We start from the raw sequence: 13,154 nt of genomic DNA on the forward strand, positions 1-13,154 counted from the left end.
CATGCGTTTTCTTTTGTTCTACGCATGTTCACGTTTTGTGTCAACGAATTTGAGGCTACATCAGATCGGCAGGTATTCGACCAATTCCCCGACGTCGCGCGCCGGATCGTGTGGGGCGCGGACCAACAGCGCGTTGGACTGCGCCAATACGCTGAGAAGGGAACTGTCCTGATCTGCGCAAGCTTCGATACCGGCATCCGTCACCACGGCGCGCATATAATGCTCGCGCGGGCCATTCTCGGGCAAAGGACCACTCAGCCGGGCCGTGCGGAAGGGCGGCAGCACCTGTTCAAGCCCCAGCATCCGGCGCACCATCGGGGCCAGAAACAGATAGCCGCAAACCATGGCGCTGACCGGATTGCCCGGCAACCCGACCATTGCCGCGGTGCCGATACGACCGGCCATCAGGGGTTTTCCGGGGCGCATTCGGATCTTGTAGAAGGATTGCTTCATCCCCAAGCCCTGCGAAACGTCCGACACGAGGTCATAATCGCCAACCGACGCCCCGCCGATCGTCACGACCAGATCCGCCCCCTGCGCAAGACCAAAGGCCGTTTCAAGCGACGATACAGTGTCCCGTGCGATCGGAAGCACGCGCACCACAGCCCCCAATCCTTCGAGCATTGCCTTCAGGCCAAATGTGTTCGAGGCGATGATCTGATCCGGGCCGGGTTCTTCCCCGGGCATGACCAACTCATCACCCGTCGAGATGAGGGCGACAACGGGTTTGCACGACACCGGAACGCGAGGGATGTTCATCGCGGCCATCAAGGCCACATCTTCAGCGCGGATCAATCGCGGGGCCGATATGGACGTGCCAGCCTTGAAATCCACGCCAGCGGGTCGGATGTTCGTTTTGGCGCCGGGTGTGTCCGTGATTGTCAGCAGATCACCGCGACGGTCCGTATCCTCTTGAATAACAACGAAATCCGCGCCTTCGGGCACAGGGGCGCCGGTATAGATGCGAACGGCCTGTCCGGGGCCTACAGTGCCCTCAAACCGACGCCCGGCCGCTGACTCGCCCACGACTTTGAACATGGCGTGCAGTTCGACCTCGTCAGATTTGACTGCATAGCCATCCATGGAAGAGGCGGCAAAAGGCGGCTGATCCCGCGTGGCCGTGACGTCCCGCGACAGAACGCGCCCTGCGGACTGGGCCAGTGGAACCTCTTCGGCCGGCAATGGCCCCACAAGATCGAACAACAGGGCGCGCGCCTCTTCGACAGTAATCATTTCGCCTCGTAACGCCCTGATTTACCGCCATCTTTGAGCAGAACGCGAATGCCGCCTATCTCCATCGCCTTATCGACGGCCTTGGTCATGTCGTATACGGTCAAGGCGGCTGTCGATACGGCGGTCAGCGCTTCCATCTCAACCCCGGTCTGGCCCGAGGTCTTGACGGTGGCCTGGATCCGAACACCCGGCAGGTCCGGGTCAAGAGTCAGCTCTACGGCCACTTTGGTCACCGGCAAAGGATGACACAGCGGAATGAGGTCCGGCGTCTTCTTTGCGCCCATGATGCCGGCCAAACGGGCAATGCCCAGAACATCGCCTTTCTTGGCGCGACCTTCGGAAATGATTTCAAAGGTTTCCGGCGCCATCCTGATGTGACCTTCGGCAACGGCGATGCGATCCGTCACCTCCTTGTCCGAGACATCGACCATATGTGCCTGACCTTGGGCATCGAAATGGGTCAGTGGCATCACATCACTCCGGGGATCAGCGGGTTTGACAGGATATGGCGTGTTGCCGCTTCAACATCGTCCTGGCGCATCAGGCTTTCTCCGATCAAAAAGCAGCGGGCACCATAGCGTGCAATGTCCTTCAGATCGTCTGGTGTACCCAGTCCGCTTTCGCACACGATGGTGCGATCGGCGGGCACCAGCTTGGACAGGCGGCGCGTCGTGTCGAGCGTTGTCTCGAATGTCTTCAGATTGCGGTTGTTGATACCGATCAGCGGGCTTTTCAGCTGTGCCGCGCGTTCAAGCTCTGCTTCGTCATGCACTTCGATCAGAACATCCATTCCCCAATCGAATGCAGTGTCTTCCAGTTCAGCCGCCTGATCATCACTGACCGAGGCCATGATGATCAGAATGCAATCCGCCCCCAGGGCGCGTGCTTCGACCACCTGATACGGGTCGTACATGAAATCCTTGCGCAAGGCGGGCAGGGACGTCGCCTCGCGCGCCTGCGTCAGATACTCTTTCTTGCCCTGAAAGCTGGGGGTGTCGGTCAGGACGGACAAACATGTCGCGCCACCATCTTCATAAGCCTTTGCAAGAACGGGCGGGTCGAAATCCGGCCGGATCAGTCCTTTGGACGGGCTGGCTTTCTTGACCTCGGCGATCAGGCCATAGCCTTGCCGCGAGGCGTGTTGCAGCGCATTGGCAAAGCCACGAGGCTCCGAGGCGGACCGGGCCTCACTTTCCAGTGTTTCCAGGGATTTCTGCGCTTTGTCCGCCGCGACTTCTTCCAGTTTGTAGGCTTTGATTCTGTCCAGAACGGTTTCGGTCATGCGGCTTCCTGTGTCTTGGCGGCCAAGGCCGTGATTTTGTTTTTGGCATTGCCACTGTCGATGCTTTCAGCAGCCATGGCCACGCCTTCGCGCAGATCATTTGCCGCTTCGGCGACGACCAGAGCGGCGGCCGAATTCAGTAACACCGCGTCGCGATACGCGGACGGGGCACCATCCAGCAAAGCCCGAAACGCAACGGCGTTTTCCTCGGGCGAGCCACCGATGATGTCCTCGAACGGATGCACCGGAAGACCTGCGTCTTCGGGGTGCAGTTCGACCTCTTTCACAATCCCGTCTTCCAGAGCGGCGACCCAGCTGATGCCGGTGATCGTAAGCTCGTCCGTCCCGTCCGAACCATGCACCAACCAGGCGCGGTCCGAGCCCAGCAGGCCAAGCGTTTCGGCCATCGGGCGGATCAGGTCGCGGCTGAAGGCGCCGGTCAACTGCCGTTTGACGCCGGCAGGGTTGGTCAGGGGGCCGAGAATATTGAAGATCGTGCGCGTTCCCAATTCTTGCCGGGACGGCATCACATGGGCGATGGCAGGGTGGTGCATGGGCGCCATCATGAAGCCGATACCAACATCTTTCAGCGCATTTTCAACAACTTGCGGGCCAACCATGACGTTGATACCCATCTGGCCCAATGCATCCGCCGCGCCGGATTTCGAGCTCAGGTTGCGATTGCCGTGTTTCGCGACCGTGACTCCGGCACCGGCCACGACAAAGGCGGTCGCGGTCGAGATGTTCAGGGTGCCTTTGCCGTCACCGCCGGTGCCGACGATATCCATCGCCCCCTCGGGTGCGTTCACGGCATTGCATTTCGAACGCATCACGGCGGCTGCCGCGGCGTATTCATCGACCGTCTCACCCCGTGTCCGCATGGCCATCAGCAGTCCGCCGATCTGGCTGGGCGTGGCTTCGCCATCGAACAGTATGGCAAAGGCTTTTTCGGCCTCGGCACGTGTCAAAGGACGATCGGCAGCGGCTCCGATCAGCGGTTTCAGCGCGTCGCTCATGCCGGGACTTTCAGTTCTTGCAGGAAGTTTTTGAGAAGGGCGTGACCGTGCTCGGATGCGATGGATTCCGGGTGGAACTGCACACCGTGGATCGGCAATTCCTTGTGCTGCAATCCCATGATCGTGCCGTCGTCCAGCTCGGCCGTGATCTCCAGGCAATCGGGCAGGGTCTCGCGCTCGACCACCAGCGAATGATAGCGCGTTGCCTCAAAGGGTGAGGGCAGACCGGCAAACACCCCCTTGCCGGTGTGCTTCACCGTGCCCATCTTGCCATGAACGATCTCGTGGCATCGAACCACCTTGCCGCCAAACACCTGGCCTATGGTCTGATGCCCCAGGCAAACCCCCAACAGCGGCGTTTTGGTTTCAGCGGCCGCTTCCGTCAGCGCAAGGCAAATCCCCGCCTGATCCGGATCGCAGGGGCCGGGGCTCAGCAGAATGCCGGCGGGGTTCATGGCCATCGCTTCCTGCACATCCAGCGCATCATTTCGGCGAATGACCATTTCGGCACCAAGTTCGCCTAAATAATGTACCAAATTGTAGGTAAACGAGTCGTAGTTGTCGATCAGCAGCAGCATTTGGGCACTTATCTTCGCTTGGGCATTTCGGGCTGGCGATGCAGCCCCGGGCCACGGTATAATGTCCGCACATACATGCTCAGGCTTGAGCGGCAGCGTCAAGAGGACATACCGTTTCTGACGCGTTCAATTGGCCGAGCGCTACACCAGATGGCGCAGAGCTGGACGAGGCAGAGGAAAGAGGCGAAAGGCAGGAAAATGGGCGGATTTTTCGGAGGAATGGTCGCGGGCGCGATCGTTGTTTTGATCTTGGGTGCGGTTGTGTCACTCAAGACGCCGATGGTGAATACCCCGGTTGTTGCAACCGAAGCACCGGCGCCGACGATTTCTGAAACGCCCGAGGCTCCGGCGGAAGTGGCAGACGCCGGTTCTGACGCCGATCTGGTGGAACTTGCCCCGCGTGCGCCAGAAGCCGCCGATGACGCCGGCGAGGATCTGGCCGACCTGTCGGGGCTGGAAACGTCAATCGATTCCCAGCCGGTTGTCGGCGCGGCAACGGACGCGCTGAACCAACCGGAAGCAGCAGAAGCAAATGAAGTGTCATTCGTGATCGAAGCGCCCGCCGCACTGCCAGAGCCAAGTCAGGTTCCCGCAATTCAGCCGGACGATGCGCTGCCTGCCGTAATTGATGAAACACCGGCCCCGCCAGCAGAGCCCGAGAACACCGAGGTGGCCGCGCTTGCGCCCGAGCCAGACCCTCTGCCAAAGGCAGCATCAGAACCGGAGCCAGAGTCGACAGGGGCCGAAGAACAGAACCCCTTTGAAAACAGCCCGATTGCCGTGGAAGGGGATGAAGACACCATGCCTCGGGAACTGCCGCGTATCGCTGCGCTGCCCCAGATCGGGGGTGAGCAGAAAGCAAGTGCCAGCTCGATCATCGGAAAACGCGTCGTTCCGCTGACGGAACGCGATGATGAGCCCGTCGTGGAACAGGCTTCGGCTGAGCAGCCGAAATCGGCCAAGCCGATCGAGCGTTTTGCGGCAAAGTTCGAAAACCCCGAAGCCAAGCCGCTGATGTCCATCATTCTGATCGATGACGAGGGCGCATTCGGGTCCGAGGCGTTGCAGGACTTTCCCTATCCGATCAGCTTTGCCGTGAACCCATCGGATCCAGACGCGGCGGAAAAGATGGCCCGTCATCGCAAGGCCGGGTTCGAGGTGCTGGCCCTGGCGGATCTGCCCGAGGCCGCAAGCGCGCAGGACGCCGAGGTGTCGCTGTCGGTGTGGCTGGATACCCTGCCGGAAACGGTTGGTATTCTGGAAGGTGTGAACAGCGGGATTCAGGGCAATCGCAAACTGGCTGATCAGGTCGCCGCGATTGCTGCGGGAACCGGCCGGGGGCTGATCACGCAGGACAACGGCCTCAACACCGTGCAGAAACTGGCGGCGCGAAACGGAATTCCGTCCAGTGTCGTTTTCCGCGATATCGACGGCGCACGGCAGGATCCCAAAATCATGCGCAGATTCCTGGATCAGGCCGCTTTCCGTGCGGGTCAGGAAGGGACAGTGGTCATGCTGGGGCGCGTGCGTCCCGAGACGATTTCAGCCCTGTTGCTGTGGGGGTTGGAAGATCGGGGCAACCGCGTGGCAATGGCTCCGATCTCGGCCGTCATGATGAAACAGGTGCAGTGACCTGCGCAGAATGCAAAGAAAAGGGGCGGTGATCATCTGATCGGCCGCCTCTGTTTTTTAGCCGTTTCCGTTGCCGGTAAACCGCGCGGCGTCAGCTGCTGCGCGCCGTATGGCGTTGGATTTATGAACAGTTTCCATGAACTCGGCTTCGGGGTCGCTGTCGTAAACAACACCACCCCCAGCTTGGATATAGAGTTTCTGATCCTTCACGATGGCGGTACGCAGGGCGATACACATGTCCATGTCTCCGCCTGCGCTGAAATAGCCGACGCCGCCGCCGTAAACGCCGCGCTTTTCCGGCTCCAGCTCGTCGATGATCTCCATCGCGCGCACTTTTGGCGCGCCCGAAACCGTTCCTGCCGGCATACCCGCAAAAAAGGCGTCCAACGCGTCTTTGTCTTCGGCCAGTTCGCCCACAACGTTCGATACGATGTGCATCACGTGGCTGTAGCGTTCGATGATGAACTCTTCTGTCGGACGTACGGTTCCGATCTTTGACACGCGGCCGGTATCGTTGCGACCCAGATCGAGCAGCATCAGATGCTCGGCCAGTTCTTTCTTGTCGGCCAGCAGGTCCAGCTCGTTCGCCTTGTCTTCTTCGGGCGTCGCGCCGCGTGGGCGCGTGCCTGCGATGGGGCGAATGGTGACTTCGTTGCCAAAGACACGCACCAGGATTTCGGGGCTTGCGCCCACCACCTGAAAACCGCCGAAGTTGAAATAGAACATGAAAGGTGACGGATTGGTACGCCGCAAGGATCGGTAGAGAGCAAAAGGCGGCAGTGGAAAATCCTGCGTCCAGCGTTGAGCCGGAACAACCTGAAAGATGTCACCCGCGCGGATGTATTCCTTGGCCTTTTCGACCGCCTTCATATAGCCGGACTTGGTGAAGTTCGACACCGGCGGGGCGACCTCGCGCGCGTCGCCTAGATCGCGGGTTTCCGCGGGCATGGCCCGTTCCAGGTCGCGGACCGCATCCATCACACGCTCAGCCGCCTGAGCATAAGCCGCCTTGGCCGATTGACCGTCGCTGGCCCAGACAGGTGAAACCACCGTCACTTCACCCTTGACCCCATCCAGCACCGCAGTGACAGACGGGCGCAGCATGATCGCATCAGGCAGACCCAGTGGATCAGGGTTCACATCCGGAAGGTGTTCCACCAACCGAACCATGTCATAGCCCAGATACCCGAACAGCCCGGCCGCGGCCTGTGGCAGGTCATCGGGCAATTCCATGCGGCTTTCGGCAAGAAGCGCCCGCAGGTTGTCCATCGGATTGCCATCTTGGGGCAAGAACGCCTCGGCATCGAAACGGGCCGAACGGTTCAGTTCCGAGGTTTCCCCGTGACAGCGCCAGACCAGATCAGGTTTCATGCCGATGATCGAATAGCGGCCACGAACCTCACCGCCTGTCACCGATTCCAGCATGAACGCATCTTTCTGCGCGCCCGTCAGCTTGAGCATCAGTGAAACAGGTGTGTCCAGATCGGCGGCCAGACGCCTATATACAACCTGGTTTTCGCCCGCCTCATAGGCGCGCGCGAAGGTTTCGAAATCGGGTGTCAGGGCCATATCTGTCTCGTTTAAAAGCTCGCCTGCACGGCGTTCAGCGCCTGTTGATCCACCACGGGGCGCGCCCGGGTCTGGGCGTCACGTACGTAGGCGTTGAAAATATTCTGTGCCAAAGCCTGATCCATCTGAGAGCTCAGGGCATCACGCAACTGACGCAGTTCATCTGTATCCGCCGGTGGCAGGGTTTCATCCAGACGCACTATCCAGGCCGCACCATTGCCCTCAACAACGCGCAGCTCGCCCGGTTCCATTGCGAAAACCTCGTTCATGAAATTGGCCGGCACGTCATCCAGAAACGCTGTGCGGGTCAGGGCGTTTTCGACGCGGAAGGGCAGGCCGGTCGCTGCGAAATCACCGTCAGGTGCCAGTTGGGTCAGAATGGCATCCGCCTTTTCGCGCAGGGCTTTGTTGATCTCGGCCTGTTGCCAGGCCGCGGCGACACGGTCGCGCGCGCTCTCCAGCGGTTCCGGGCGACGTGGCAGAACCTCGTCCAGGCGCAGGGCAAAAATTGACCCGTCTTCGAGGAAGGCGATTTCAGGGAAATCCCCTTCCTGAACGGCTTCTGCGGCCGCTCGGAATCCGTCATAGGCCGCAACGCCTTCGTCGCTGTCACGAGTCCAGTCGATCTGACCCAGTTCCATTTCGGTTTCTTCCGCCAGTTCTTCCAGCGTGGCACCGCCCGCCAGCATATCGTTGATATCTTCGGATTGCGCCTCGATCAGACGACGGGCGCGTTCAGTCGCCAACTCTTCGCGAAGTGCCGGCTCGGCCTCTTCAAATGGAACGTTGTTCGCCGCCAGTGATCCGTTGACGCGGAACAGGGCCGGACCGAACACCGAAGGCAACGGGCCCACGACAGTGTCAAGCTCGGCTGCAAATACGGCGTCCGCAGCTTCGCCCAGATCCTCACGCGTCACGTCGCCCAGATCGATGTCATTCAGTTCCAGTTCACGATCCCGAACCAACTGTTCGAACGTTGTGCCGCCAACCTCAAGCTGCGCCAAAGCGTCCTTGGCGGCCTGTTCGCTTGGAAAGTTCAGACGTTCGACCAAACGGCGTTCGGGCTGGTTGTATTCGTCGTTTCGTTCTTCATAGAGCTTGCGCAGCGCGTCTTCGTCGATGTCGACCGTGTCCACCAACATTGCAGGCGACAGAATCGCATAAGTCAGCTGCTTGGTGCGGGGCAGCATGAACTGGTCCCCATTGTCATCATAGAATGCCTGGATCTGCGCGTCCGTTGGTTCGGCCACAGGTGTATCCAGCGCTTCCGCTCCAACAGTTGCAACCGTAAAGCTGCGCCGCGCGCCGATATAATCGATCATCGTGTCCGTCAGCGTTGCCGGCATTTTCACGCCGCCCATGATTGCGCCCTGCACGATGGTTCGGGCGGATTCCTTTCGCAGATCGGATTCGAATTCGGAATCGGTCATGCCGACCTGTTCCAGCTGAAAGCGATAGGATTCACGGTCAAAAGTTCCGTTGACACCCTGAAATGCCGGGATCGAGATGATCTCTTGCTGAAGGTTCTCATCGCCGATGGAAATCCCAAGCTGACCGACCTCGTTGTCCAGCGCCGCCAAAGCGGTCAGGCGGGCAAGGGCGTTTCGGTCCAGACCCAGGTCGCGGGCTTGCGACATCTGCAAAGGTTGCCCGGATTGTGCCTCTACCGCTCGGATCTCACGCTGCAATTCGCGCACGTAGTCGTCGACCGAGATGCTTTCGTCGCCGACTGTCGCAACTGTGCGGATCGTCCCGCTGAGGTTGACCGCGCCAAATCCCGCAAGGCCCAGCATCAGCAGGCCCATCAGAATCCAGACAAAGGTTTTCGAAAGACTTTTAGCGCCTGCGGCCATGATGCCCTCTTGTTTTTTCGGCAGAGTTCTGCCCTGTCGGTTGCGGCCCTGAATACGACGCACACCGCCGAGGGGCAAGCTTAGAAGGACAGGGCCTGCAACCGGTCGAACAATTGGCCCAGCCCGGCCCGATCCAGATTGGCAAAAGCAATGCGCACCTGCCGTTTTCCAGCCGGGTCATGATCCGGCATGAACATGGTTCCGGGCAACAGCAGCACGCCAGCTTCCTTGACCAGACGGCGCGCCAGCTCGTCGGACGGCATGTCGAACGGATGTTCGAGATAGGCAAAATAGGCGCCAAGCCCCAAAAGCCGCCACCCCCGGGCTTCAAGCGCCGGCATCCCTTCTGCAATGGCTGCGCGGCGGTCAAGAATTTCGTCACGCTCGCCGGCCAGCCATTGCGACAGGTTTTGCATACCCCACAACGCTGCGAACTGGCCGATCTGGCCCGGGCAAATGGCGACCGTATCCAGAAATTTCTCGACCTCGGCCAACAAGGCCGGGCTTGTTGCGACGGCACCCACCCTGTGACCCGTCAGACGATAAGCCTTGGAGAAAGAGTAAAGATGGATAAGCGTTTCGTCCCACCCGGGTTGCTGAAACAGATCATGCGGGGGGCCGCTGCGGCTGTCGAAATCGCGATAGGTTTCATCGACGATCAGGCGGATCCCGGTTTCACGGGCCAGGTTGTAGAAGGCTCTGACAAGTTCGGCAGGGTATTCGACGCCGCCCGGATTGTTGGGCGTGACCAGCGCAATGGCGCGTGTCTTGTCGGTAATCAATCCGCGTGCACGCTCTGGATCGGGCAAAAGATCATCGCCGGTCGGCAGGTCCACGGACTGTACTCCGGCCATATCCAGCCACATTTTGTGGTTGAAATACCATGGGGTTGGCAGAATGACCTCATCCGCTTCGCCGGTGATCGCCGATATAACGGCCGAAAACGCCTGATTGCAGCCCGAGGTGATGGCGATCCGAGGTGCGTCTACCTGCGCCGCATAGTGAGAACTGATCTGCGCCGCCAGTTCGGTGCGCAGATCGTCATTGCCCAATACCGGGCCGTAAAGATGCGCGCTGTCTTCGCGCACAGCAAACTCGGCCATAGCCTGCCGCAAGGCCAGCGGCGGCGGATCAACCGGGGCCGCCTGGCTTACGTTGATCAACGGGCGGTCGGATGGGAAGGCAACGCCCTCGACCCATCGGCGCGCCTCCATCACCGGAGGTGCGAATGTTGCGGCGGTACGGCTGAGCGTCATGAGCGGTCTACTAATCAGAAATCAATCGGTGCCGCGATACGGCTCGACATATTGAAGGGCCATATCCCATGGGAAGAAGATCCATGTGTCCTGGCTGACTTCGGTGATGAAGGTATCCACCATCGGGCGGCCCTTGGGTTTGGCGTAAACCGTCGCGAAATGGGCATTCGGGTACATGTCCCGAACCAGTTCCAACGTCTTTCCGCTGTCGACCAGGTCGTCGATGATCAGAATACCGGTTCCGTCACCCATCAGGTCGGCGTCCGGAGATTTCAGCACCTCTGCCTCACCCTGTTCCTGATGGTGGTATGAACGCACGCTGATCGTATCGACCGTACGGATGTCCAGTTCTCGGCTGACGATCATCGCAGGCGCCATGCCGCCGCGCGTGATCGCGACAACACCCCGCCAGTTGCCATCATCGGGACCTTGTCCGTCAAGACGCCAGGCCAGTGCTCGCGAATCGCGATGAATCTGGTCCCAGCTGATATGAAAGCCTTTTTCGTGGGGCAGGCGGTCCTTGGCGCTCATGTTCTTAACCTTTTTCCACGTCCGGGGCGTCAACTGCCTTCATGCCGACAATGTGATACCCCGAATCCACATGCAGATTCTCACCTGTGACACCGCTGGACAGATCCGACAGCAGGTACAGCGCCGAGTTGCCGACGTCATCAATCGTCACGTTGCGGCGCAGGGGCGAGTTATATTCGTTCCACTTCATGATATAGCGGAAATCGCCGATGCCGCTGGCGGCCAGCGTCTTGATCGGGCCGGCCGAGATCGAGTTTACGCGGATGCCATCCTTGCCCAGATCCTCAGCCAGGTACTTGACCGACGCCTCCAGCGCGGCCTTGGCGACGCCCATGACATTATAGTGCGGCATGACCTGCTCGGCGCCGTAGTAGGTCAGGGTCACAGCGCTGCCGCCCTCGGACATCATCTTTTCGGCACGCTGCATCACGGCTGTAAAGGAATATACCGAAACATCCATCGTCAGTTTGAAGTTCGCGCGGCTGGTGTCGACATAGCGACCGCGCAACTCGTTCTTGTCAGAAAAGCCGATGGCGTGGACGACGAAGTCCAGCTTGCCCCATTTCTCTTCCAGAGCTGCAAAGAGCGCGTCGATGGATGCTTCGTCACTGACGTCGCAGGGCAGAACGATTTCGCTGCCCAATTGCGCCGCCAGCGGATCGACGCGCTTTTTCAAAGCCTCGCCCTGATAGGAAAAGGCCAGCTCGGCCCCGGCATTCGACAAGGCGCGGGCGATTCCCCATGCGATTGATTTGTCATTGGCCAGTCCCATGATGAGGCCGCGTTTGCCGGCCATCAACTGATTTGACATGTTCGGTTCTCCGCCTGTCTTCGCGTTATGTTGAGTTGGTTTATGCCATTGGTTGCGTTGCATCAAGGCCGTGCGCTCTTGCCCGCAGCGGGTTCTCGCCTTAGGTTCGACGTTAATACTTTCCAGGGGATGGAAATGACCGAGCGTGATGGCATCTTTGCTGGCTCCGATCCGTTTGAAATAGCGGCCCGGTGGCTTGCCGAGGCTGAAGAAACCGAATTAAACGACCCGAATGCGATTGCGCTAGCAACCGTTGATCCGGATGGCTTGCCAAATGCACGCATGGTTTTGCTCAAGGAAATCGAAGCGGACTCGTTTGTTTTTTATACGAACTACGAAAGCGCCAAGGCCAAGGAACTGGATACCGCCGGAAAAGCTGCATTTGTGATGCATTGGAAATCTTTGCGGCGTCAACTTCGTGTTCGTGGTACAATACGTCGTGAAAATGGGCCCCAGGCAGATGAGTATTATGCATCAAGGTCATTGAAAAGCCGACTGGGCGCGTGGGCTTCAAAGCAGTCGCAACCGCTTTCAAGCCGGGCAGCTTTGATGGCAGAGGTCGCGAAAGTGACGGCGAAACTTGGGCCAAATCCACCGCGTCCGCCGTTTTGGGGCGGGTACAGATTGACGCCCACCGAGATTGAGTTCTGGGCCGATGGAGCATTCCGCTTGCATGACCGGTTCAGATGGCAACGAATTGAGCCGGGATCGGCATGGCATGTTGAAAGGTTGAATCCATGACGTTCACGTGTCGTGAAATGCAACAGGCAGAAAATAAACGATTTTTTCAGCTTGAATTTGCCTGCCATTCCCATAAACAACAAACCCTTAACGAACTGTTGAAATTCGCGATGGGAAAACCGTGCCAGAAGACCTGAACAACATGTACCGCGTCCGTGGACACGTAAAATGGTTCGACCCTGCCAAGGGTTATGGCTTTGTTGTATCCGAAGAGGGCGGCCCGGATATTCTGTTGCACGTAAATGTTCTGCGCAATTACGGCCAGAGTTCGGTTGCGGATGGCGCCAGCATTGAAATTATGACTCACCGCACGGACCGAGGGGTTCAAGCGGTCGAGGTCGTAGCGATTGATCCGCCGGCGCGGACCGACTCGATGATGCTTGCCGATTTCGCCGAGCTGGATCCGGAGGCTATCGCAAAGGCGCCGCTGGAAGCCGCACGGGTGAAATGGTTCGACAAAGGCAAGGGTTTCGGATTTGCCAATGTCTTTGGGCGAAATGAAGACGTATTCGTTCATATCGAGGTGTTGCGCCGGTCGGGTCTTGCCGATCTGCAACCAGGTGAAGCGCTGGCCATGAGGGTGATCGACGGCAAGCGTGGTCGGATGGCCGCGCAGGTTCTGGCCTGGGAAGCGGCTTTGGATAGCTGAACC

At 59.3% G+C, this 13,154-nt stretch carries 13 protein-coding genes; 3 read left to right on the forward strand and 10 right to left on the reverse strand.

Going from position 1 to position 13,154, the window contains the following annotated elements; genetic code table 11:
- Nucleotides 1–60: 60 nt before the first annotated feature.
- From glp to GOW60_RS03655, 5 genes are read right to left on the reverse strand one after another with little or no spacing between them, the layout of a single operon-like run.
- Nucleotides 61–1,233 (reverse strand): gephyrin-like molybdotransferase Glp, encoded by a 1,173-nt coding sequence (gene glp, locus GOW60_RS03635; protein WP_171228255.1) that lies wholly within the window; start codon nt 1,231–1,233, stop codon nt 61–63.
- Nucleotides 1,230–1,703: a cyclic pyranopterin monophosphate synthase MoaC gene (gene moaC, locus GOW60_RS03640; RefSeq protein ID WP_171228256.1), complete on the reverse strand. Its 474-nt coding sequence runs from the start codon at nt 1,701–1,703 to the stop codon at nt 1,230–1,232. Before moaC ends, glp begins: the two co-directional genes overlap by 4 nt.
- Nucleotides 1,703–2,515, reverse strand: coding sequence for an indole-3-glycerol phosphate synthase TrpC (trpC, locus tag GOW60_RS03645; protein WP_152458096.1), 813 nt, complete (start codon nt 2,513–2,515; stop codon nt 1,703–1,705). Before trpC ends, moaC begins: the two co-directional genes overlap by 1 nt.
- Nucleotides 2,512–3,531, reverse strand: coding sequence for an anthranilate phosphoribosyltransferase (gene trpD / locus GOW60_RS03650; RefSeq protein WP_171228257.1), 1,020 nt, complete (start codon nt 3,529–3,531; stop codon nt 2,512–2,514). Before trpD ends, trpC begins: the two co-directional genes overlap by 4 nt.
- Complete coding sequence (locus GOW60_RS03655; RefSeq protein WP_171228258.1) at nt 3,528–4,109, reverse strand: aminodeoxychorismate/anthranilate synthase component II; 582 nt, start codon at nt 4,107–4,109, stop codon at nt 3,528–3,530. Before GOW60_RS03655 ends, trpD begins: the two co-directional genes overlap by 4 nt.
- A gap of 198 nt (nt 4,110–4,307) precedes the next feature.
- Between GOW60_RS03655 and GOW60_RS03660 the strand changes: the two genes are divergently transcribed.
- Nucleotides 4,308–5,741, forward strand: coding sequence for a polysaccharide deacteylase family 2 protein (locus GOW60_RS03660; protein WP_171228259.1), 1,434 nt, complete (start codon nt 4,308–4,310; stop codon nt 5,739–5,741).
- 57 nt (nt 5,742–5,798) lie between these two features.
- Here GOW60_RS03660 and trpE read toward each other — a convergent pair whose 3' ends face one another.
- The 5 genes from trpE to fabI all read right to left on the reverse strand — a co-directional run bounded on the left by trpE (nt 5,799) and on the right by fabI (nt 11,761).
- A complete protein-coding gene (gene trpE, locus GOW60_RS03665; protein WP_171228260.1) occupies nt 5,799–7,310 on the reverse strand; it encodes an anthranilate synthase component I in 1,512 nt (503 codons plus the stop codon).
- An 11-nt stretch (nt 7,311–7,321) separates the two neighbouring features.
- Nucleotides 7,322–9,163, reverse strand: coding sequence for a peptidylprolyl isomerase (locus GOW60_RS03670; RefSeq protein ID WP_171228261.1), 1,842 nt, complete (start codon nt 9,161–9,163; stop codon nt 7,322–7,324).
- Between the two features lie 80 nt (nt 9,164–9,243).
- Nucleotides 9,244–10,419, reverse strand: a complete 1,176-nt coding sequence (locus GOW60_RS03675) for an aminotransferase (protein ID WP_171228262.1) — start codon at nt 10,417–10,419, stop codon at nt 9,244–9,246.
- 21 nt (nt 10,420–10,440) lie between these two features.
- Nucleotides 10,441–10,950 (reverse strand): xanthine phosphoribosyltransferase, encoded by a 510-nt coding sequence (gpt, locus tag GOW60_RS03680; protein WP_152458089.1) that lies wholly within the window; start codon nt 10,948–10,950, stop codon nt 10,441–10,443.
- A gap of 4 nt (nt 10,951–10,954) precedes the next feature.
- Nucleotides 10,955–11,761, reverse strand: coding sequence for an enoyl-ACP reductase FabI (fabI, locus tag GOW60_RS03685; RefSeq protein WP_171228263.1), 807 nt, complete (start codon nt 11,759–11,761; stop codon nt 10,955–10,957).
- A 135-nt stretch (nt 11,762–11,896) separates the two neighbouring features.
- Between fabI and pdxH the strand changes: the two genes are divergently transcribed.
- Complete coding sequence (pdxH, locus tag GOW60_RS03690; protein WP_171116534.1) at nt 11,897–12,502, forward strand: pyridoxamine 5'-phosphate oxidase; 606 nt, start codon at nt 11,897–11,899, stop codon at nt 12,500–12,502.
- Between the two features lie 142 nt (nt 12,503–12,644).
- A complete protein-coding gene (locus tag GOW60_RS03695) occupies nt 12,645–13,151 on the forward strand; it encodes a cold-shock protein (protein WP_217355484.1) in 507 nt (168 codons plus the stop codon).
- Nucleotides 13,152–13,154: the final 3 nt, after the last annotated feature.

It is taken from the genome of Ruegeria sp. HKCCA4008, from assembly GCF_013033125.1.
Taxonomy (GTDB): domain Bacteria; phylum Pseudomonadota; class Alphaproteobacteria; order Rhodobacterales; family Rhodobacteraceae; genus Ruegeria.